Annotated in this window: 16 protein-coding genes and 1 pseudogene; 10 read left to right on the top strand and 7 right to left on the bottom strand. The window is 57.8% G+C overall.

From position 1 onward, the window contains the following. The first annotated feature begins 3 nt into the window (after positions 1-3). The 4 genes from BPHY_RS34665 to BPHY_RS34650 all read left to right on the top strand — a co-directional run bounded on the left by BPHY_RS34665 (position 4) and on the right by BPHY_RS34650 (position 4,686). The gene (locus tag BPHY_RS34665; RefSeq protein WP_012406141.1) at positions 4-1,260 is read left to right on the top strand and encodes an NAD(P)/FAD-dependent oxidoreductase; all 1,257 of its coding nucleotides are present in this window, start codon (positions 4-6) and stop codon (positions 1,258-1,260) included. After that, positions 1,260-2,087, top strand: coding sequence for a gamma-glutamyl-gamma-aminobutyrate hydrolase family protein (locus tag BPHY_RS34660; RefSeq protein ID WP_012406140.1), 828 nt, complete (start codon positions 1,260-1,262; stop codon positions 2,085-2,087). Before BPHY_RS34665 ends, BPHY_RS34660 begins: the two co-directional genes overlap by 1 nt. Beyond that, complete coding sequence (locus tag BPHY_RS34655) at positions 2,063-3,037, top strand: LysR substrate-binding domain-containing protein (RefSeq protein ID WP_012406139.1); 975 nt, start codon at positions 2,063-2,065, stop codon at positions 3,035-3,037. Before BPHY_RS34660 ends, BPHY_RS34655 begins: the two co-directional genes overlap by 25 nt. 287 nt (positions 3,038-3,324) lie before the next feature. Further along, positions 3,325-4,686 (top strand): MFS transporter, encoded by a 1,362-nt coding sequence (locus BPHY_RS34650; protein ID WP_012406138.1) that lies wholly within the window; start codon positions 3,325-3,327, stop codon positions 4,684-4,686. Between the two features lie 62 nt (positions 4,687-4,748). Here BPHY_RS34650 and BPHY_RS34645 read toward each other — a convergent pair whose 3' ends face one another. Then, positions 4,749-5,300 carry a 4-hydroxylaminobenzoate lyase gene (locus tag BPHY_RS34645; RefSeq protein ID WP_012406137.1) on the bottom strand — a complete coding sequence of 184 codons (552 nt, stop codon included), beginning with the start codon at positions 5,298-5,300 and terminating at the stop codon, positions 4,749-4,751. A gap of 664 nt (positions 5,301-5,964) precedes the next feature. On the opposite strand from BPHY_RS34645, the gene BPHY_RS34640 reads away from it, so the two are divergent. The 3 genes and pseudogenes from BPHY_RS34640 to BPHY_RS43565 form a co-directional block, all read left to right on the top strand. Next, entirely contained in the window at positions 5,965-7,095 is a 1,131-nt protein-coding gene (locus tag BPHY_RS34640; RefSeq protein WP_012406135.1) for a porin, read from the top strand. Positions 7,096-7,421: 326 nt separating this feature from the next. Further along, entirely contained in the window at positions 7,422-8,135 is a 714-nt protein-coding gene (locus BPHY_RS34635) for a DUF4396 domain-containing protein (RefSeq protein ID WP_012406134.1), read from the top strand. Positions 8,136-8,843: 708 nt separating this feature from the next. Beyond that, positions 8,844-9,062: pseudogene (locus BPHY_RS43565) on the top strand (hypothetical protein); the annotation flags it as partial. Positions 9,063-9,233: 171 nt separating this feature from the next. Here BPHY_RS43565 and BPHY_RS34630 read toward each other — a convergent pair. The 6 genes from BPHY_RS34630 to BPHY_RS40470 form a co-directional block, all read right to left on the bottom strand. After that, positions 9,234-11,087 carry a TnsD family Tn7-like transposition protein gene (locus BPHY_RS34630; protein WP_012406131.1) on the bottom strand — a complete coding sequence of 618 codons (1,854 nt, stop codon included), beginning with the start codon at positions 11,085-11,087 and terminating at the stop codon, positions 9,234-9,236. A gap of 124 nt (positions 11,088-11,211) precedes the next feature. Then, positions 11,212-12,228: a TnsD family Tn7-like transposition protein gene (locus tag BPHY_RS44325; RefSeq protein ID WP_012406130.1), complete on the bottom strand. Its 1,017-nt coding sequence runs from the start codon at positions 12,226-12,228 to the stop codon at positions 11,212-11,214. A 154-nt stretch (positions 12,229-12,382) separates the two neighbouring features. Then, positions 12,383-14,107 carry an ATP-binding protein gene (locus BPHY_RS34620; RefSeq protein ID WP_041765873.1) on the bottom strand — a complete coding sequence of 575 codons (1,725 nt, stop codon included), beginning with the start codon at positions 14,105-14,107 and terminating at the stop codon, positions 12,383-12,385. Between the two features lie 194 nt (positions 14,108-14,301). Continuing rightward, positions 14,302-16,527 carry a Mu transposase C-terminal domain-containing protein gene (locus BPHY_RS34615; RefSeq protein ID WP_041765871.1) on the bottom strand — a complete coding sequence of 742 codons (2,226 nt, stop codon included), beginning with the start codon at positions 16,525-16,527 and terminating at the stop codon, positions 14,302-14,304. Then, positions 16,475-17,038 (bottom strand): TnsA endonuclease N-terminal domain-containing protein, encoded by a 564-nt coding sequence (locus BPHY_RS44320; RefSeq protein ID WP_407671304.1) that lies wholly within the window; start codon positions 17,036-17,038, stop codon positions 16,475-16,477. The genes BPHY_RS34615 and BPHY_RS44320 overlap by 53 nt, the downstream gene beginning before the upstream one ends. Before the next feature lie 1,541 nt (positions 17,039-18,579). Next, a complete protein-coding gene (locus BPHY_RS40470; protein ID WP_157686899.1) occupies positions 18,580-19,077 on the bottom strand; it encodes an HAD domain-containing protein in 498 nt (165 codons plus the stop codon). Between the two features lie 160 nt (positions 19,078-19,237). Here BPHY_RS40470 and BPHY_RS34595 point away from each other — a divergent pair, with 160 nt between their 5' ends. The 3 genes from BPHY_RS34595 (at position 19,238) to BPHY_RS34590 (ending at position 20,937) form a co-directional block, all read left to right on the top strand. Next, positions 19,238-19,774, top strand: coding sequence for a DUF6471 domain-containing protein (locus tag BPHY_RS34595; RefSeq protein WP_012406125.1), 537 nt, complete (start codon positions 19,238-19,240; stop codon positions 19,772-19,774). A 525-nt stretch (positions 19,775-20,299) separates the two neighbouring features. Then, positions 20,300-20,515, top strand: coding sequence for a BPSL0761 family protein (locus BPHY_RS44065; RefSeq protein ID WP_012406123.1), 216 nt, complete (start codon positions 20,300-20,302; stop codon positions 20,513-20,515). A 98-nt stretch (positions 20,516-20,613) separates the two neighbouring features. Next, positions 20,614-20,937 carry a hypothetical protein gene (locus BPHY_RS34590; protein ID WP_012406122.1) on the top strand — a complete coding sequence of 108 codons (324 nt, stop codon included), beginning with the start codon at positions 20,614-20,616 and terminating at the stop codon, positions 20,935-20,937. Positions 20,938-21,326 lie beyond the last annotated feature (389 nt).

Here is a 21,326-nt window from a genome sequence, read left to right as displayed (position 1 = left end):
ATCATGAAGCGCACGCTGGTGATTGTCGGCGCGTCGTATGCAGGCGTTCAGCTTGCCGCATGCGCGCGCGAACTCGGCTTCGACGGCCGTATCCTGCTGCTCGGCGACGAGCCCGATGCGCCGTATCAACGGCCGCCGTTGTCGAAGGGCTTCTTGACAGGCAGCTTTGCCGAAGAGCGTTTACCGCTGCGCTCGCAGGCGTTTTTCGACGAAGAGAAGATCGAGCGGATGCTCGCGACGCGCGCGAGCCGCATCGACCGCGAGCGGCGCGAGATCGAATTGCACGACGGCTCGCGCATCGCGTACGACCAACTCGCGCTGACGACGGGCGCGCGCGTGCGCAAGCTCGATTGTCCAGGCGCGACGCTCGATGCCGTTCATTATCTTCGCGATCTGCGCGATGCGAGGAGGCTTGCCGCGAGCGCGCGTTCGGCAAGGCGCGCCGTGGTGGTCGGCGGCGGTTATATCGGGCTCGAAGCGGCTTCGTCGCTGCGTCAGCAGGGACTCGACGTGACCGTCGTCGAGACTGAGCCGCGCCTGCTGGCGCGCGTCGCGTCGCCGTGGGTCTCGGACTTCATGCTGCGTGCTCACGTCGAACGCGGCGTTGCGTTCGAACTCGGCCGCAAGGTGGTCGCGCTGCACGACGCCTGTGGCATCGTGTCCGTCGAACTGGACGACGGCACGCGCGTGCTCTGCGACCTCGTGGTAGTCGGTATTGGCGTGATTCCCAACACCGAACTCGCCGCGAACTGCGGACTGCATGCGAACGGCGGCATTATTGTCGATGCGTGCGCGCGCACGTCCGATCCGCTGATCGTCGCGGCGGGCGATTGCGCCTCGTTCGTTCCGCACTGGGCGCCGCCCGACACGCGCGCATGCCGCATCGAGTCCGTGCAGAACGCGAACGATATGGCCAGAACGGCGGCGTCGTCGGTGCTCGGCCGGTCGGAGCCTTATCGCGCGGTTCCGTGGTTCTGGTCCGATCAATACGACCTGAAGCTGCAGATGGCGGGCGTGAACGCGGGCTTCACCGACTTCGCGGTGCGCGGCTGCGCCGATGACAGGAAGTGCTCGCTGTTCTACTTCCGCGACAAGACGCTGATCGCCGTCGACAGCATCAACCGGCCGCAGGATCACATGCTCGCGCGCAAGCTGCTCGCAAGCGGCGTGCAGGTGTCGGCGGACGAAGTGCGGAACCCCGCTTTCGACCTCAAGGCGTTAGCGAGCCGCGATTCGCACGCCGCTCAGGGAGTCGCGTGATGGCCGATGAGATGCAGGATCGACCTCTCGTTGGCGTGGTGTGCGACCGGTTCTTCGCCGGCGAACACGATCTGCACGGCGCGAAGCACAGCTATGTCCGCGCGCTAATGTCAGGCGCAAACGTGAGCCCCGTGCTGATTCCCGCCACGCGTGATCTGGTAGCGTTTGACGTATATCTCGATACCGTGAATGGATTGCTGTTTCCAGGCGGCGCGTCGAATGTTGAAGCGCACCGTTATCGCAGTCAAGGAAACGCCGACATGCTCGTCGATCCCGACCGCGACCACGTTGCGCTCGGGTTGATGCAGGCTGCGGCCTCGCGAGGTATGCCTGTCCTTGCAATCTGCCGCGGCTTTCAGGAGATGAACGTCGCTTTCGGCGGCACGCTGTATACGGATGTCCACGCGTGCGGACATTCGGAAGATCACCTCGAAGATCCCTCGGAAGAATTGCACACGCGCTATCGCTACCGCCACGACGTCGAACTCGCGCCAACGGGCATGCTCGCGACGCTCGCCCACGCCCAACGCGTTCGCGTGAATTCGCTGCACCGTCAGGGCGTGGCGAAGCTCGCGCCACGGCTGGTCGTCGAAGCGCGCACCCCCGACGGATTGATCGAAGCGTATCGACTGGACGGACACCCGTTTGCGCTCGGCGTGCAGTGGCATCCCGAAGTGATGCTGGAAGACGATGCATTGTCGCGTGCACTGTTTGCAGCGTTCGGCTCGAATTGCCGCCGTTATGGGCGCGAAAACGCAACACGCAATACAACCCGCAGGTGCACATCAAAAGGCGTTGAACCATGTCAGCCGACCGCATTGACCTGAACCTGTTGCGCGTGTTCGACGCAATCTTCGAAGACCGCAATCTCGGTCTGGCGGGCAAGCGTCTGCATCTGAGCCAGTCCGCCATCAGCCATGCGCTTGCGCGGATGCGCGAGGTGCTCGGCGACGATCTGTTCGTGCGCACAGGCAAGGGCATGGAGCCGACCATGCGTGCGCTCCGAATGGCGGCGCAGGTACGCGGCGCGCTTCAGCAGATCCGCGCCGCGCTGGGCGTCGATGAGTTCGATCCACGCGTCGCGCAACGCAAGTTCGTCGTTGCGGCGAACGACTACATCACGTCGCTGCTGCTCGGGCGTCTCAGTCAACGGCTGCATGCGGAAGCGCCGCTCGTGGATCTCGTGGTGCGGCCCTCGACGCGCCTCGATCTCGCGGGCCAGATCGACGTCGGCCGGATCGACATGGCAATCGGCATTTTCGCGGACGTGCCGACGCGTTTGCGCGGGACGACGCTGTGGGAACAGACCGACGTCGTGCTGCTTCATCGCGATCATCCCATCGCCGGGCGCGCTGTTACGCGCGACGACATGCTGGCCCATCCGCTCATCGCGATCTCGCAGGGCGGCGAGGAGGAGGGCGCCGTGGGCGGCTTTATCGTCGAAAGAGGGCTCGCACGGCAATCGGAGATGTTCAATCGCGATGCGCTCAACCGTGCGTTCGACGATCCCGCGGAGACGCCACGCATGCGTATGTCCGTCGCGCACTCGCTCGCGCTTCCCGCGCTGCTTCGTCACAGCGACATGCTTGCGCTGGTGCCGTCGTCGCTTGGCCGCGAACTGCAGCGCTATGGCGAACTGAAAATGTGTGCGACACCCTATGCGTGTCCCGACGTCGCCGTGCGAGCCGTATGGCATGAACGCAACGACGCCGACCCCGCTCTGCAATGGCTGCGGCAACAACTCGCCGATGTCGCACGCCAGGTCCGAGGCTGCTGATCGGAGCCGTTCAAGATCACCATGCAAACAATTCACAACGTGTTCGCGCTGCAGCAGCACGCGCGAATTTCGTCGAAATATCTCGGAAAGCAGGGCTTTTTTATTCAATCCGAGAACATCGCGCGATGTTCTCGGCGTCGTCCCATGGCAATCGCGTGCCACTTGCGTGATTCGCCGGGTTGTTGATCATATTTGGCGCTCTTAATCTGCGCCCGATAGATCGGCGAGGCACGCAGCCCGCGCTGTCGTGGCGATGCCGGCAGTTCAATCCCATCAGTGAGGATGCAATGGAAGAGACAAGGACTGTCGATGTACAAGCGCTCATTAATGAGCAGCCGTTTTCGCGCTTTCAGTGGCTCGTGTTTGCGATGTGCTTTGTCATCGTGCTAATGGATGGCTTCGATACGGCTGCGATCGGCTTTATCGCGCCGTCGCTGCTGTCGGAGTGGCATATCGGCAAGGCGGCGCTGGCGCCTGTGCTCAGCGCCGCGCTGTTCGGGCTCGCGTGTGGCGCACTGCTGTCGGGGCCTTTGTCCGACCGATGCGGGCGTCGCGTGGTTTTGACCGTTTCGGTGCTGCTATTCGGCGCATCCTGTCTCGTGTCCGCTCTCTCGCAGAATCTGGCCGAACTGACCACGCTGCGCTTCATAACGGGTGTTGGACTGGGCGGGGCCATGCCGAATGCCGTGACACTGATGAGCGAATTCAGCCCTGACGGGAAGCGCGCGACCATCGTCAACCTGATGTTCTGCGGCTTTCCATTGGGTGCCGCGTTCGGCGGATTCCTCGCCGCGTGGCTGATTCCTCAGTTCGGCTGGCGCAGTGTGCTGCTGCTTGGCGGCGTGGTGCCGTTGCTGCTTGCCGTCGTGCTCGCGCTGCGCTTGCCCGAGTCGATCCGCTACATGGTGGCGAAGCAGAAACCGAGCGACCGAATCCGCAAGGTGCTGGCGCGTATCAGTCCGGAAGCGCGTTCAGCGCATGCATTCGTCATGCACGAAAACGTGAAGCATGCAGCAGGCGAGGGCGGCGTGCGCATCGTGTTGGCGCGTTCGTTCCTGCTCGGCTCCGTGATGCTGTGGCTGTGCTACTTCATGGGCCTCGTCATTTTCTATGGGCTCGTAAACTGGATGCCCGTGCTGCTCAAGGATGCGGGATTGACGCCGCAGCGCGCCGCGCTCGTTTCCGCGCTGTTTCCGCTCGGCGGCGCGGGTACGGTGTTGTGCGGGATGTTGATGGACCGCTTCAATCCGAATCGCGTGGTAGCTGTCGCGTATGCGTCCGGTGCGATCGCCGTGTATGAGATCGGACAGGCGATGGGCAACATCGGTTTGCTGATGTGTGCAGTGTTCACTGCGGGTGTGCTGGTGAATACTGCACAGGCATCGATGCCTGCGTTGGCCGCGGCGTTTTACCCGACAGCGGGGCGCGGTACGGGCGTCGCGTGGATGCTCGGAGTGGGGCGGTTTGGAGGTATCGCGGGCTCGTTTCTGGTCGCGGAGCTGTCACGGCAGCAGGTCAGTCTGCCGGGTATTTTCACGGTCGTGGCGATGGCGGGCGCTGTGTCGTGCATGGCACTGCTGATCAAACAGGCGACGGCTTCAAAGGAAACGGTATCCGACGTGCCGGACGCCGAAACGCTGGCGCACTGAGAAAAACAACCGCGGTCGCGTCGATTGCTGCGGGCCTCGTTCGAGGCTCGCAGTACTTCATTTCATTGAACGGGCGGTTTGACGTCGTATGCGATGCGTCCAGACGGCAGGAAGAACAGGGCGATCACCGCACCGCCTTTTGCCTCCGGGAAGTGATGGCTTCCCGGTGCAGGAGCAGTCCAGCCGCCATAGCACCAGCCGTTCGGCCCCGCGAGCGCCGCGCCTTCGTTGAGTGGCACGACCATATTGAACTCCCCATATGGATGCGAGTGATAGTCCCCGCGAAATGCATCTTCCGGGTTGCCCTGCGTGTTGTCGGTGCTGTCGATCAACACGGCCGTGATGCTGAAATAGAACGTTTCGGCCGTGGGCGCGACGAGCCGTGCGCGGCGATACTTCGGGCCGGCGATCTCGACATCGGCGGCCCAACCTTCTTCGACGCCGAGTGTAATGAGGCGCGCCAGATCCTTGTATAGATCGCTATCGACACCGTATTTTGCGTTCAGCCATAGTTCGACGTCGGTGCCCGTTGTCATGTCTTTCACTTCCCTGAGGAAGGGCAGGCAACGCGCGACAAGCTGATCTTTGGTGCTCTCAGTAGAGGCTTCGGACATTCCGCTTTCTCCTTGATGTGATGGCCTTGCACAGCGTCCTTGCGTCATGCACGCTGTCAATGTGCGTCTTGGCGATCACAAGATGCCACAGCCGGGACACGGGAAAAAGCGAAACTCCTGCAACTCCATACTGCACGGTATGCACATTACGATCGTGCACCTTGAACGCGGCGAGACGAGCCATACGGAATCGTGTTTGTTGTGAGAACATGCGCACCCACAAAAATCACAAAGTTTGACGAGGCTATGCATTTCGGTGATTCCAGCTTCTGGCGATTTCTTCCTCTCGTTCATGCGGGTGTGTTCGGCGCAACAGCGCGCGTGAAGAGTCGTGGGGGGTTACGGGTGAGTGTGGACAGTCGTTCAATATTCCCTTGAATACATTTCAAGTTCGAGTTTGGCGTGCGAGCGCGCGAAGTGATCGACTCGATCTCGGTGGATTCATCACGCGTAATGCGTTCTCGAAAGAAGATTTACCAACACGGCCTCTCGAATTCGAGGAGCAACATCCTTCTGCCTTCTTATCGTTGATGCAAACGGCTTTGCGTCGTCGAGGTTCTCCCCGTTGCTGCTTTTATTGTCCAACCCTAATCTCCCGGCATGCATTCATCCGTAGACGAAGAGTTCGGCATCCAAACTAATGATTCGCGGTTAAGGAGACTCCATGAAATACGGTAGGTTGGCAGCACTGGCGGCAGGGCTGTTCGGCACGACGGCATTTGCGCAAAGCAGCGTCACACTGTACGGCGTGCTGGACACGGGCATCGAATATGTTTCCCACGCAAACGCGGTGGGGGATCACGTAGTCCGGATGCCCGGCATCACAGGCGAACTGCCTTCGCGCTGGGGAGCGCGCGGCGCGGAAGACCTGGGCGGTGGACTCAAGGCCGTATTCATCGTCGAAAGCGGCTTCAACCTCAAAGGCGGCGACTCGGGACAAGGCGGCCGGCTGTTCGGAAGACAGGCGCTCGTCGGACTGGAAGGACGTTGGGGCGCGCTGACGTTTGGCCGCCAGTACTCGATGTCGTATTGGGCGTTGGCGGACGCCGATATTCTTGGACCCGATATCTACGGTATCGGCGCGCTCGACGCGTTCTTGCCCAACGCGAGAAGCGACAGCACGGTCGCCTACAAAGGCAAGTTCTATGGCTTCACGGTCGGCGCAACGTGGTCGTTCGGACGCGATAGCACGGGTACGGGCAATTCGCCGGGACAAGGCACATGCGCCGGACAGGTACCGGGCGACGTGAATCAATGCCGCGAATGGAGCGCGATGCTCAAGTACGACGGCACGTACTTTGGCGTGGCGACGGCCTACGACGAACAACGCGGCGGCACCAACGCCGCGGCGAACTTCTTCGACGGCATCACGCCGTTCGCGATTTCCGGCACCGGCGACAAGGATGCGCGTCTTCAGGCAAACGGCTACTTGAACGTTGCGGGCGTAAAAGTCGGCGGCGGATGGGTCGGGCGTCATGTGGAATCGAGCGGACCGGGCGGCGACGTGCGCTCCAGTCTGTTCTATCTGGGGGCGCAATACTATGTGACGCCGACGCTTGCCATCGATGGCGAAGCGTATCGCGTGATCGTCGAGCAGCAAGACGCGCGTGCGACGATGGCGAGCTTGCGCGCCACGTACTTCCTGTCGAAGCGAACTGCCGTGTACTGCAACGTCGCGCATGTGTGGAACAGCGCGCGCGCTCGCTATTCTGTCAGTGCGGGTGGCGGTGGCACCACGCCTGCTGCGGGGGTTGGGCAGCTCGGTGCTATTGCAGGCGTCCGGCATACGTTCTAACGGCCGGAGTGCGCGATCCTGTGTGTCCCGTGAAGCTCAATGCACTCATTGCAGTCAGCGACTCACGACGCGCGGATACTCGTGAGAGTTCCGGAAGCAGCTGTTGGGACTGCGACGGCTCGACCGGCAGCAACGGGGCGACAAGGGAAGTTCGGGGGCGATCCAGACGGGCCGTTCCTCGTCAGCCGATGGATTTCCGGGTTCGGCCGAAAGACGACGCTCGGCCAGCCGAATCGACTGACAGGACAACGGCGAACACACGTCATCGAAACGGAACGCGTCTTGCTGGCTGCTTGGCATTTGTGCCGCCAGCACCACCAAAAGAGATGACCTACGGAACCTTCCCACCCTGGCTGAATACGCTATCGGTCACATGGATCATTTTGGGCGCGATATCTGCGGGTGCGGTCGTCATTGACGAAGTTCGACACCCCCAGAAGATGTGGATTATGAACGTCGTCTGGCCCCTAACGGCGCTGTTCGGCACAGTCGTATGGGGTGCCGCCTACTACGCGTGGGGACGAAATATCGCTGATGCCGGGCGGAAGGCCGACGAGCAGCCGTTCGCCGTGATGGCGATGAAAGGGACGAGCCACTGCGGTGCCGGCTGTACGCTGGGAGACATCATTGTCGAGTGGTCGGCGTTGGCCTTTCCCGCGTTGGCAGTGTGGTTCGGGTGGCACACGCTGTTCAACGAAAAAACGTTTGCCGTCTGGATCCCCGATTTCATCGTCGCCTTTCTGCTCGGCATCGTCTTCCAGTATTTCACCATCAAACCGATGCGGGGGCTGTCGGTAGGCGCAGGTGTGGTGGCCGCCGTCAAAGCTGATATCGCGTCGATCACTGCGTGGCAGGTGGGCATGTATGGACTTATGGCCATCATCCAATTCTTGTGGTTCAAGCCGGCTTACGGGGGGATCGCGAAAGTTGCAAGCCCGGAATTCTGGTTCGCCATGCAACTCGCCATGCTCGCGGGATTCGCAACCAGCTATCCCGTCAACTGGTGGTTAATCCGTTCGGGTGTAAAGGAAAAGATGTAAATCCGCTTCTTCCCGGGTCTCGAAGTGTTTGGGCCACTGCAGCCCTAAACACCGTACTGCGGCTCCGACCGACTGAAGTGACGTTCGTAATGACGGGTACGCGGCCTGCGGCGGTTAGGAGGCCGGCACGCAAGTGCTCGGGAAAATGACAGACATCGCGGAGGATCAAATGGCACACCAGAAACACCAAGCTTGCGTGGAAGCCTGCGACGCATGCGCTAGCGCTTGCGACCATTGCGCAGCCGCATGCCTTTCGGAACAAAACGTTTCTGAAATGGCCGGATGCATCAAGACGGACATGGACTGTGCGGACATTTGCCGCCTCGCATCCGCCGTCATGGCTCGCGACAGTAGTCGTGCAAAGGAAGTTTGCTCGTTATGCGCGTCGATATGCGACGCGTGCGCCTCTGAGTGTGACAATCATCAGCACGAACACTGTAAGCAATGCGCAGAAGCCTGTCGGCGGTGCGCAGCACAATGCCGCGCTATGGGGTAATGAGCCGGATCGATCGCTCTTCCCACGGCCAAGAGGATGCGTAGCAGAGACGCGGATGGCTCGACGAGACGTTCGACCAGGCGGTCGCCATGAGATGTAACCGTCTCGGACGGCGGCCGTTCCGTTATGGAAGCGGCCGCCGACGCGCACCGCACGAATTGCAGCAACGGGTCCGCTACGGAAGGTAAGGGGTGGCTCGGCGACGAGCGATCATCGGCAACTACGAACTACCACGATCAACGCTTACTTCGTCCGGCGCTCGTCGGGTGCCATGGAACAAGGGAAAGTTGACCGGCCAAAAGCCTCCGTTGAAGCTCCGGGAAATCTGGGCGATTCGAACGAGACTGCAGATCTCGTCCAACGCCCGCGAGTTGACGATGTTCAACCTCGCGATCGACAGTAAGCTTCGGGCGTGCTGCTGCGTGCGTGTGATTCCGCACAAAACAGTCTGTACGTAATTGCAGCGTAAGTCGTTGATTTGACAGGGCGGGGCAGTAACCACGATTCGTAAGAGTTTGTACCCGTTGCCCTGCCACGTGCACGAAACGCACACAAAGAGTCCGGCCTGCCCCGCCTAGCGCGGACGGCCGGACTTTCATATGTCACTTATCGGTGGTTGGCTGCGGATAAGGCTCTGCGCACAGTCGTACGATTGCGGCCGCTGCCTGAGGTCGGAGATGCCGTTGTTGGATCTTAGCGAGACGTCGTAGATTGGAAGCGTTCAGAGTCGTGCCGCTGGAGGTCAACTCGTTAGCAGCAGTGTTCAGTCGGCGGATCTGGAACTGCTCCGTCGACTCAGTCAAATCTGCTAAAATGGCTGCGCACTGAGGAAGTTTTTTACGAATGACTCGGCTGCTGCCGACCTCAGGCAGGCGGGCTTCAGTACAGATGGTTCTTAACGTCGCTCTGACAGGCTTTCTCTCAAACGTTTTCAGCCTCGCTGCTGCGCTCCGCAATTCGAGGCTCCATCGATGGTCGCGCGCGCTCCAGTCGCACCTCGGTTTTGTCAGGTTGGCGTCCCGTTTGAGAGCGGATCGCGTGGCTGATCCCTTGAACCAGTCACTGTCATGTAATGCTAACCGGTTGGAAAGCTGGGGGTTCAACATCCAAGCTCCCCGATGACCCGACGAGCCTACCTTTCGAAGAAGCTCCTTGAATTGCTTTCGCCATTCAAGTATCTCCTTCTTGCTGGGTGTGTACTTATGGTTCCCAGTTTTTCGTTTGAGAATTCTCACAACTTGCTTGCGCGTAATACCCATCTCGATCGCAATATCATCGACTGACATACCCTCTGCCTTGAGTTTCCGGGCGGCTCTATGCCAGTCATTGCCGAATACAACGATGTGTGAGATTTCTGGTATTACCGTACCAGTTCGACATCTTTCGAACCAAAACTTAAGGCCACATCGGCAGCACGCTTTGCCTATGCGAGAGCCATCGGCCTGCTCTTGTATAAGTACTGCGTCAATGTTGTGAGCAGGCCCGTGCGCACCGTAAGGATTTGGGCAGAGGTACGGTGTAGCCTTCGTCAATCGGACTATATCGCTGCTTAAGCGTCTTACTTTTAAGAAATGGTCAAGGAGAACGTGTTGAAGCGGATGTGAGTATTTCTCGCCCCGGATCAACTTAACTGGCCAGATACGATTGTTCGAAGGAAGAGTCAAGCCAGCCGTTTCCAAATACTCCTCCCCGTACATCTCGATTATGCCGGTACGGATAGTGTCGGTTTTTAGAAAACCGTTTGGTCTTACAAATCCCGCGGCATCAGCGTGAAACAAGTAATACTCGTGTGTCGAGGGATTGAGGGGTTGCGGCAATGTGGTTAGAAGTTCAACCGACCGGCGCATCACTGTCAGAACATCCGAATTGCTCATCCAAGGAAAATTGTCGTTCCGATCGATCATGACGCAAGGTGTGATCACGTCCTTTGCCGTATACCAGCGGGTATCGCTCTCACGCGTCAAATCGGCAGCTAGTGTTCGTAATAGTGATTTGTGTTTCAAGCACATAAACACGCCAGGTAACTGATGAGACCGCCTCCAATACGGCTCACCGACACGCGCAAAATCTTCTGCAGCGCATCGCGGGCAGAACCTAAATTTTGCCGGACGTTCCCCTTTGGTTATGCCTAGCGACGCGGTGGACGAAGACGCGTTCCTGTCGCTGCCGATCGCATCGATAGCTGCTGCCCTTCTGTGTTCCGGCGCAAATGCGACAAAGTACGGAAGGAACGTGTGGGTTTGCGCAATCTCAATGGCTGATAGATTCCATGTGTCGTGAGTTTGACGTGCCAGCCTGTCCAATCCGAAGTTCAAGTCGACCTTGGGCGTGATCCACCTCCCAAAGAGAATGCGCGTGAGTTTCGATGGAACGTCGACCATGGTTGCTTGCACGTAGCGACCTATAACGCTGTATAGAGGCTCATCTTCATATGGTAGCGGCAGAGCGACTGTCATTTTGCTTTCCTCCGCTCATGAACGTTATACTACTGATTGGTAGAGGAAGACAGATCGCGTCTTCCTCCGGCGATACCCAGTGGGTATGCGCCTCATTGGCTTTGGCCAGTTGGGCACGACGCCACTACGCACGCTCAGTGCGTCCGTTGATCCTTATTTGTGCAACGAGGTGTAGAGATCCCCGGCGGGCATACAGATTCGGAAAAGTCGCTGGTTGTTCGCTCGATGAAAGACGGCCGACCGCGCGTAAGGAAGTCACCTCCTGTTGCCGCTCGAGGAAGTGGCCGAGCAAGATATGTTGCAGAGGGTGAAACCGCTGACCCTCCCGCCTCATCATTCTCACGGTCCACCAGTCGATTGGGGCTCGCGAAGACATCGCACCGATAGCGCTTAGATACTCCCGGCCATACATCTCCGCTATGCCATCTCGGATTGCCTCCGTATCCAAGTAGCCGCCGGACGTGACGAAACCTCGTTTCTCGGCGAGAGAGAACCAGTGCGCAGGGGTACGGGGAAAGATTCTGGCGGGACCGTTTGTGGAGAGAAGATGGAGCGACTCTCGCATTGCACCCAGAACGTCCGCGTTGTAAGCCCACTTACATGCAAGTTGGACGGGTTGAGGATCGCCTGACGTAGATCTATCGTTGGTGTCGGGAAGGCTGCTTAGCAGCCTTCCGTGTTTCCGGCAGAAGAGTACGCCAGGAAGTTGATGGGAACGTCTCCAATAGGGGCGACGTCCGTTGAGAACGTCCTCCGTTGCGCATTGTTGGCAGAACATCAGGCTGCACGGGTTAGCGAGCGCACATGCATGAGCGCGCACGAGCATCGTCGGTGCGGGCTTCCCGCCGCTGGCGATGGCCTTGTACGCGGCAGTCTGTCGCTCGTCCGTCATATAGGCTAAGAAGTACGGTAAAAGCGTGTGCCGCTGTGCGATCTGCAGCGCGGATAGGCCCCACGCGTTATGTGTTTGTCTGGAGACCTCTGCCAAGCCATCTATCAGATCCATTCTGGGCTCGACACGTCGCTGGAACAGATTTTCGAGGACCATCGATGGAGACGAGACTTCAGTCGCCTCCATGTATCGAGCGATGTCGCTGTAGAGTAGTTCGTCTTCGTAAGGTAAGAGCAAGGCTACGGACATTTCTGCTACCTCCAGCTACTGGCGTGGATTCTGTATTTTTTGACCGTCAGTCGCTCTGCTGAATACTGGCCGTTAGCTGAGATGCCTCTCGCGGAAGGCGTGTGCGATCCGCGAGAGGGCATATCGTTAGCGCAGAGTTGTTTGCGTCGGGAACTTAGCGCTTGGTGTCGCCGACGACCCAACCCGCTTGGCGAAGCATTTCAAGCGCCTCTTCGGGACTTTTCGCATCGCGGACGATGTCCGGTAACGATTGTTGTTCCTCCGGGTCGGCCCCATGGGGGGACTCCATCGTGATGCCTGCCTTCTCGCAAGCCGCCCTGACCAGATCTTCGCCCGTAAGGCTGTCATCCTCCGTCAATGCTGCGATGACTGCTGTCAGTGCCTGCGATTGCGGTACGCCCATGGCAATGAGGTCGGACACAGCGATCAACTGGACCGAGTTTCGTTGCCGCTGTGTCGCCGCCTGCATGACTTTGGCCGATTCGGTTTGCTTTCGGATTTCTTCATCCAGACCGGCGAGCATTTCAACAAGCAGGTCGTCGTACAGCTCGATGCGCCTTTTCTTCTTGCTTCTCAGCGCGTCCATCATGGGTTGAACCGGCCCAAAACGGTCCCTCGCTAGTGTGCGCAGCAGTGTTGTGCTCAACCTTTCGCTGCCGGTTCGTATCGCCGCAATCTGCGCAAGTTGGAACAGACGAACTACCAGTGCGTGGATGCCCTGCGTCAGTTCGTACAGCGTTGCGCTAAGCTCCTTGTTGAATTTACGCGGCTTGCGGATCCATTGATACTTGAACAGCTGCTTCAGGAAGAATTCCCATTCCTCATCGAATGCCATGTTTGTGAAGATAATGGCCCCCTGATCGCTGCTCCGTCGGGCAAGGCGGAAGGATTTTTCGAAGAGACTCAAGGCCTTGGGCGTCCCGGCAATAAGTAGCGGCACCCGAACGAGGTTGGTGAAGGTCACAAAGAAGTTCATAAAGGGATCACCACGTCTTGCGGCACCGCTCGCTGCGAACTGAATTTCGTCGATGACGATGATGCCAGTATGATGGTATTTCGCCACCGCGGCGACCTTGTTCATAAGCTGGTCAAGTCGTACGGTGTTCCCGAGCTCTTTGTCGTAATGCGTTCCAAGTACGCGGTCATATTCGAGCAACATCCAGTGAAAGAGTTGCTTGATGCTGCCGTCTGGAGGACAGTCCACTTTGATCCAGACCACCTGGAGATTGCTACCACTCAGTTCCGCATGTCGAATGACTTGCGGTAAGAAGGACAGGGTACGATTCAATGATGTAGTCTTCCCTACGCCTGAAACACCGAACAGAGCCAGGCCGGCCTCGTGAGCCGGGCGCGGCGGAATGATCGTAACCATGTTGGAACCATTCGATCCATTCATACTTTCGGCATAACGAGCACGGACGAGTATCTGAGTCTTGTCTCGGGGGTTTCTCCATGCGTACCCGGCGGTTATCAGTCTAAATATCGACTCGATGAGGATCGGGTGGCATGTCAATGGCTCAACGTAAAGCCTGAGCGAGCTGATGCGGTGCACGCGCGAGTTCGCGGAGAGCCGGCGGTGCGAGATAGAGAAATCCGGTCCGTTGCGGAAGGCAACCAGAACGGACTCGGCGCTTACGTAGGGAGGAAGCGCACGGATGAGGGGATTGTCTACGTCAAGATCCTCGTCCCTCGGGGAATATATCGCGTCGACGATGACAACGTCGGGACTTGCATCCGAAGATGCTTGATCCGGAGATGGGGTGAAAGAGGTTTCCATTATCCGCTCCTTACCGTTTGTCGAGGTCCAGCGTTTTTGCTTTTCCTCGTTGAAAAAGAGCCGCTGATTTGTTTTCGTCGCTTTTATACGGCGCGGTTCCATTGGTTCACTGCGCACTACAAGAGGGTGGTGATGCTAGTGCGGGACCGATGAAAAAATTGAACACCGGGCCCACGGATCACGTCCGCGCTCGAGCGCTTTTTTACTGGCGATGGCGCCTCGAATGATGCAGAGAACACCGTCATGACTTACGTGCTGCTAAGCGCGGTGCAGGGATAGGATGAAAGAGGCTTCCATTATTTGCTCCCTAATCGTTTGAGCAGATCCAGCGTTTTCGCTTTTCCTCGTTGAGCGAGAACGGTAGAGCCCTTTTCGTCGGCTTTGTATGTACCGGCGCCATTCGTCTTGTGCTGGGAAGTTCGACGGGACGTCGCTGTGGACGCCGGGCGGATAAACAGGTCAGAGTTCGGTCCCGCTGCTCCCATGCGCTCCAGCGCTTTTTCACGTGCGCTGGCTTCGCGAATGTTGTCTGTCGACAACTTTTTGATCCCCGCATCTTTCATCGCTCGGGCTTTCGCCTGAAGAGCATTGTGGACGATCTGATCGGACGCGAGAGTTACGCGGACACGTGTGGGAAAATGTTTGTCCTCTGCGCGCGACAGATTGTCATTGCTCTTCGCCTGAAAGACTTCCCATTCAACGAGGGATACGCCATTCGGATCGATATCCGGGGCGTTGGTACCCGCTCGTGTGCACTCTTCGAACATTCCGCCTTCACACAGCCAGATGAGCCCTAGGTCACGTGGGTCATACGCGACGCAGACGGGCCACGACCTTTCCCGCGCTTTTACGAGCCAGTCGCCCTTCGCTGCAGACGGACACTGATAAAAGTTCTTTCGAAATTCGATCCCTTTATGCGTAACCGTTGCGGTATCTCGAGGAAGGACGTATCTTCTGATCTGGCTGATTGAGTCGTTCCGGAGGTTGCCTGAGGCGGACTGAATGCCGTAGTTCCACAGTTCGACGGGAGTCGGGGCTGTGCCTTCGGCCGCCATATCTGGAGTTGAAGGAAAGTCGGAAATCGGCGCGGAGTTGTGCTGTATCACTGCGAGAATCATCAACTGCGTGAATTCATACAGCGTCAGCGCCGCGTCAAGCCGATAGTCTCGTGCTCCGCGCTCGTCGAAGTCCTTCTTTACATAGCCGGGCGCGAAAGCGGCCCATTTGCGCTGGATCGTGTTGAACCTGAGTTCAACAATTGATTTGGCATCGGGGCGACCGGAAGGCGCATTCAGGATTCTGATTCCCAGTTCGCTACTGAGAAGCTGGCCGCCTTGAATCTTCATCATTTCCCCTTTGTCACCGAAGAGTGTTGTTGGCATGCTGTGGCAAGGCCACTGGTCCTCGGTAATCTCGACACCGAACTGCGCGCAGTAAGCCACTTTAGGGGTAACGACGTTGCACATAAGGACCATGGCCGCTACCCAGGAGGGAGGCTCAAACCCAACGTAGATCCCTACGATGAGCCGGCTGTAGATATCAATAGCCAGGTAGACAGTCGGACGGCCGACGATAGTCGTCCTGTCGAACTGCGAGAGGAGGTAAATGTCCGCAATCGTCGCATCGAGAACGACGTGCCCTGGGCACGGGAAGTGTTGATCGGCCCTACCATGAAATGCGCGACCGGTGAGGTCAAATCCCTTCACACCAAGTTTTGCGCGTCTGCGTGCTGCATAAGACGTGTGTGTCAAGACGAAGTGCTGTAGCTGCCGAACAGTGGGCTGCACCTTCCGATCCACACCGACGACGACAAGGCGTCCTAGTGGGTCTGTTATCTTGCGGACGTTGCCGAAGTACTCTGCTACGCGGTCCAAGGCCTGCTGGTACGTCCTGCTCGGGCGGTCGGCGAAAAGCCAATCGGCCGCAATTTCGAGCATCTTGCGAACTGTCGCGGTGGCCGGGACGCCAGGACGCTCGTCTTTCGGACGTCGTCCACCTTTTTTGTCTGTGAATACCTTGGGTTTGCCTTTGCCGCCGCACTTGTCTTTGTCATCCATGAGCGCGTCGCGGTCCAGTCCGCGCTGCCAGTAGCGCCTCAGGACACGTGTCAGCCTCTGTCGGGTGGTCCGGTTCAGCTTCGCATGCTCGATCAGGATCGTGTTGCGATACTGAGGAAGCATGACCCGATACGCGACAGGCGGTCTGAGGATTGGCTGTATCAGCTGCCAGTCGCGTTCGAGTTTTACCTTGTCATACTTTGGCCGCGGCGGTCGCAGCATGGGCGACCACGGATCGTCGAGCTCGACGACAAGCTTCTCTTCTGCCGGCGCTTCGGGCCGTAGGCGTTGTTGCACTGCCTCGGTGACTTCTGCCAATGGCCAAGCGTTCTTGTCGTCGATGTCGTACAGCATCGTGTAGCAGCCTGCGTCTTCCGGCGTTACGATGCGGAACGTTCTGTTGCCATTGGCTTCACGCAACAGCATGCCCAACGACAGTGGGACTTCGGTGTAATGGTCGTTCATGATTGATCTCGAAGGATGCGATGGGTTGATTGATCAGCTTGTTGGCTTCCAGGTCCCCGCAGAGAATGCGCGCGAAGAAGAGAAAGCGCAGTGCTGTCACGTGAGCGCCCGCGACGGATCGGTACCGTTTATCAAAGTGTCGACACGCCGTACCGGCGGGCTCGGGATGGGACTCGCGCACGGCAGCAAGAAGCCGGAGGACGCAGTCCATTTGTGGGCGTACGTTGCCGCGCATCAATTGTTCGTAGCCAAACAGCCAGTCAAGATTGAGCGCACGAAAGCCGTTCAAACCTTCGTTGACCACGAGGTACCAGTCGACACCCAGATTCCTCCAATAGCAACGTTCAATTTCCAGCTTGGCCATGGCTCGGGCGTTGTCCAGCTGTCCAAGATCCTTGACGGCCCATGCCGTGTAGGCAACGTCGTCCCCTCGGCCCCTGGTGAGCAAGAGGTCGGTTGTCTGGTACAGAAGGACGCCGGTATGGGGATCTTTCGGATGCGCTACGCCCAGTTGACCGGCGATTTTGAGGGTTCTAAAGCAGGTTCAGCGGATATTGCTCGCGGATATCCGTGATGGACTCGTCCCACCACGCTTCCAGGAAAGCGACGTACTCGTGATCGGAAAGGAAATGCATCGTCCTGCGTCCAGTCTTATCGCATGCGACGCGCCACGATCGCCCTCGAGAAGGGACGTCGGATACCATAAGCCATGGGCGATAGTTCGCACCTTCGCCTTGGCCTCTCCGCTCTCGGATGAAACGTCGCAGCTTTGCCATAGTCATTGCATATCTGAATCTGGCCATGAGTTCTCTCCTGCTGCAGTTCCCCTTGAAATACAGGGGGCTGCGCGATTCGCATTTGCGTGAAGTTCCGGACGGGTTCATCGGTTGACGAAGCCGGCTCGACTACTACCGTACCAATCACGCTTCTAAAGCATGTCGTCTGTGTTGCGTTAAAGGCGCTGGTTCGCTGACGTCGACAGGCGATGGATATGCGTCATGTATGGTCCGCGCGAATGGACAGGCGTGAGCGGCAAGAACGAGTCACTAGGATGTTGCGCGCGCCAGTCCGGTCTCGTTGAATGGAAACGACGTTCCTGGTCTTCGAATTCTTTTCGCGCAATGTACAACTGGTAACTTGGAATCTTGCGAACCGCCTCCCTGAAAGTCTCAAAGACCTGCGGGTCGATAGTGGATTTATCAGTGGTTAGGTTGAGGAAATAAAACCTTAAGAGATGGTCAACGAGATTTGACCATTCCCTGTGCAACCGCACGTTTGATCCGTTCATTTCAGGTACCTCGTATGAATCGTACGCACGATGAAGCTCGACGTAGCGAACATCGTGAGCAGTTGACGACAACATGGACCTCGCGCTCCTTGATGAAGGCGCGATTGGCAACGTCCATGTATGGGGCGAGAGAGGCTGACGCCCGACGCCCTAGCTGTTTGCGCTGGGCGTGAGGAAGGAAGTGCCGATGGGGAATGCGCTCGGTAGGCGCGAGTTATGCCGTGCCGGCAAAACGCGCCAAGGCGCCCGTGAGGGGGGGCGCATCGCCGCTAGCTCACTGCCAGGTCGATGCGGCCTAAAGGAAATCGAGCACATTTTGTGATGGTCTCAGTCGTTTAGGACACGCGAGCCCTTTGACGCCAGGCGGCGCTCGTGAGAGCATTGGGTTGCTAGGCCGTGGTTCTCTCACGAGACCACCCAGGGTTGGTAGATTCGGTAACTCTCTGGTCTGTCGAGTCGGGTTTTGTTGCTACATTTTGGCCTCCTGGTTCCGTTTACTCCTGACGGATTCAATTCTACGGTCGTGATCTATTCATTTCCAGTTGACGGAAACGATCGACTGATGGAAATTGAGAATGCGTCCCAATACACTTGATAATTTAGGTGTACAGACGGAAGGTCTGTTTGTTCATTTTTGGGGTGGCTTGTGATTTACGATTTTCGTAGATATACAAGTGAACGAAAGAACCTATATTAAGAAGGTGAATTCGATCCGGTATGTAGCCAAATATCTTCGAGTTCGGTACGAGATGACGAACGACATGCTAACGGTAACCTGGATGGCTCGTTTCCAGTAGGCGTGACAATATGGCTTCAAATCTAGGTGCAAAGTTCATGTTCGTCGTCTCGACCCAGATTGCTCGATCGTTGTATTCGGAAGGAATCGCACTGTGTGAAGCATCGACAATAGTTATCTGCGAGGGTGTGCGCTTGTGCACATCTTCACGTAGCATTTCAGCCCTTGATTGGTATGCTATCGGACGGTGATGCAGTCTGTTTCCGTGCATGGTCGCGCCGATTGTTTTTTCAGCAATGCGTTGAGGAAGGATATGGAGCACTTGGCGGAAACCATAGTCGGCCACGAACCAGCTATTGAGCACGATGCAGAGTTCATCGTGGCGAGCAACGACCGTTACGAGAGGTTCGAGAAGCGGAAGCGGTTCGAGAAACGACGTGGGTCGCGCCGCTCGATGCGAGGAGTGGCAATGAATGCGGTCGCGAAACAGGACACCTTCGATGCCGAGGTAAAGGATGGGATTCATGGCGGCCATTCTCCAAGCCGCCTCTGTTTTGTAAGGCCTTGCAGGCCTTCAATGCATGGGTGCGGCGAGCGAGAAATCCCTTTCCTCTGATGTTTTTGCCTTGCTTGAAAGGGCCGCGTGCTATTTAGCACACATTAAACGATAGCGCAGATCTGCAAAAATGCAAGCGAAACAGATCCAGTGCATAAGTTCGGGTTGGGCGAATCTGGTCTCGAGAGCCATCCATCTTGTGTTGGCGCGGCAGGAAGTCAGCTACGCCCAGTTGGCGAATGAGCTCTCTCGGATCGGCATCACTGAATCGGCGCGTTCGGTCCAAGGAAAGGTCCAGCGAGGCACATTTAAATTCACTTTTTTTCTGCAGGCGATCGTTGCTGCGCATTGGTCTCCTTTACCGTCCAACTGGAAGGCAGCGCTGAGCCTGGAAGAAAGGTCTTGGGAATATCGTGCTGCCGAGCTTTTGATGGGGGAGCTCGCGTTACAGCCGTGGGTCGGATGGCAGAGCCTTAGCCGTCGACTGGAAGAAGATATCGGCATTCACTTGCCACCCGATGCGCTCGGCGTTGAGATAGAGGAGGGTCGCTTTACAGCCGCTCTTTATTTCCAGTGCGCGACGGTGTGTCACTTCGACGGTATTTCGACCTTTCTCGATACATTGTCGATCTACGAAGTAATCAAGGCGTGCCGGTCTGCGTCCTGAAGTGAAGCATTCCATGTAGTTTCACTTGTATTTTTGGTATAGCAGACTACTGTTTATCGTGTGCTGTTCAGCACGCGACTGGTTGAAAGCTAAAAGTAAAATTCTATCCGGCTCTCACCGCACTATTTCATAGTCCCCAATGTAGGCGACTCCTACATAAGCGAGATGATACCTTGGGGACCGGTTCCACACCGAGGCAGCCATGTCAATCTGGGCCCTACCACCCGTTTGTAGCGAGCCGATCGTGGGTTTGCTCAAATGGCGAGTCTTCGAAACCCTTCCTGAAGGAACCCGGCACTTCGTTGGATTGAACGCCAACGACAGAACGGGACGCGTCAGTTCTGCGATTCGGGAGGTTGACCTTAAACACTTGCGCGGCACGACCGAGTCTGGCCGCATATACGAACTGCTCGGGCCTAGTGGGACAGATCCCGACGCGCAGTTCGTGTGGGAGCGATGGTGTACGTTGAATGACGTTGTGCAATATCGAGACGTGACAAACAACCTAGCGGCGACGAGGTCGCAATGACGACCCCGGATGAGCGAACTCGAGCGGTCGTCGGGGCTCGAGATCTCCTGACGATTCTCTCCGATGGGCGTGGCCCATACTCGGGAGATCTCGTGCGAACGCTTGCCATGACGCTGCTCAGGCACTATCCCCTTGAGGTCGACATCTCCGTTTCTGCGGCGGCATTGCCCGGCCTCTGGGCAGACCCACTATCAGGGCGGGAGGGTCGATGACAATGCTCAAGTCAGGCTGCATTAAACATCGGCCGTCCGGCGGCGTGCGATGCGGGTCCTGCGCAGGTTTGTCGCTGCGATACAGGTGGGCTTGAGCCATGGAAACGGACAGCATCCCTGAGGATTTCCCGACGGCAATTTCTGCCGTCGTTCCTGGCGCACAACCGAAGCTCTGCGTGCTGCGCCGTGTGGGTCTTTATGTGGCTGACCAGGATGACGATGCCCGTCGGCAGCGCTGGCTCATGTGCGAAGACCTGACATCTCAACTCGTCAGCGTCGCGGTGAAGGACACTCGCGGACGTCCGGCCCCACATGAAGAGACGCTGCATCGGATACGGCTATCAGTTGCGCGCAAGTGTTGGGTCTCTCCCGCCGAACTGGACTGGGTCATCAAGCGGTTGCGCCAATTGCTCGCGTGGTGAAGGGGAGTTCCGGGTGACGGCTTACTCGATAGCCTCTTAGCTCGTGGCGCGAAGTAAGGAGGCGCCTTCCTTGATCTGAACGGGGTGGCATCGCGATTCCCAGACGCGCCCTGTCAGCGCGTGCCTCGTCTCATCGCGATGCTGCAGGCGGGGCCGACGGCAAGTCGGCACACGCGGCCGCGAAGCGCATCTGCTAACCACTCGACGACAGAGGTCAGTGCCGGGTCAGGGATGCATCGTTTGACGCCTGTCCGCTGCGCAAAGCGGTAGCCGGGCGCGTAATTCGGTCGATCGGCGACTTGTTGCAAAAAGTAGACACTTGATAATCTCCATGTGAATAATAGGAGATTTTAAAATCAAGAAACTATTTTAGGAATTTGTCGATTTAT

The sequence above is a fragment of the Paraburkholderia phymatum STM815 genome, assembly GCF_000020045.1.
GTDB classification, from domain to species: domain Bacteria; phylum Pseudomonadota; class Gammaproteobacteria; order Burkholderiales; family Burkholderiaceae; genus Paraburkholderia; species Paraburkholderia phymatum.
The sequence above is the reverse complement of the archived record's forward strand: the minus strand, read 5'-3'. Positions and strand labels throughout refer to the sequence as shown.

Bases quoted from the DNA above. Each gene is read 5' to 3' on its own strand.
- BPHY_RS34665 (WP_012406141.1), top strand. From the start codon at position 4: ATGAAGCGCACGCTGGTGATTGTCGGCGCGTCGTATGCAGGCGTTCAG.
- BPHY_RS34660 (WP_012406140.1), top strand. From the start codon at position 1,260: ATGGCCGATGAGATGCAGGATCGACCTCTCGTTGGCGTGGTGTGCGAC.
- BPHY_RS34655 (WP_012406139.1), top strand. From the start codon at position 2,063: ATGTCAGCCGACCGCATTGACCTGAACCTGTTGCGCGTGTTCGACGCA.
- BPHY_RS34650 (WP_012406138.1), top strand. From the start codon at position 3,325: ATGGAAGAGACAAGGACTGTCGATGTACAAGCGCTCATTAATGAGCAG.
- BPHY_RS34645 (WP_012406137.1), bottom strand. From the start codon at position 5,300: ATGTCCGAAGCCTCTACTGAGAGCACCAAAGATCAGCTTGTCGCGCGT.
- BPHY_RS34640 (WP_012406135.1), top strand. From the start codon at position 5,965: ATGAAATACGGTAGGTTGGCAGCACTGGCGGCAGGGCTGTTCGGCACG.
- BPHY_RS34635 (WP_012406134.1), top strand. From the start codon at position 7,422: ATGACCTACGGAACCTTCCCACCCTGGCTGAATACGCTATCGGTCACA.
- BPHY_RS34630 (WP_012406131.1), bottom strand. From the start codon at position 11,087: ATGACAGTCGCTCTGCCGCTACCATATGAAGATGAGCCTCTATACAGC.
- BPHY_RS44325 (WP_012406130.1), bottom strand. From the start codon at position 12,228: ATGTCCGTAGCCTTGCTCTTACCTTACGAAGACGAACTACTCTACAGC.
- BPHY_RS34620 (WP_041765873.1), bottom strand. From the start codon at position 14,107: ATGGAACCGCGCCGTATAAAAGCGACGAAAACAAATCAGCGGCTCTTT.
- BPHY_RS34615 (WP_041765871.1), bottom strand. From the start codon at position 16,527: ATGAACGACCATTACACCGAAGTCCCACTGTCGTTGGGCATGCTGTTG.
- BPHY_RS40470 (WP_157686899.1), bottom strand. From the start codon at position 19,077: ATGAATCCCATCCTTTACCTCGGCATCGAAGGTGTCCTGTTTCGCGAC.
- BPHY_RS34595 (WP_012406125.1), top strand. From the start codon at position 19,238: ATGCAAGCGAAACAGATCCAGTGCATAAGTTCGGGTTGGGCGAATCTG.
- BPHY_RS44065 (WP_012406123.1), top strand. From the start codon at position 20,300: ATGACGACCCCGGATGAGCGAACTCGAGCGGTCGTCGGGGCTCGAGAT.
- BPHY_RS34590 (WP_012406122.1), top strand. From the start codon at position 20,614: ATGGAAACGGACAGCATCCCTGAGGATTTCCCGACGGCAATTTCTGCC.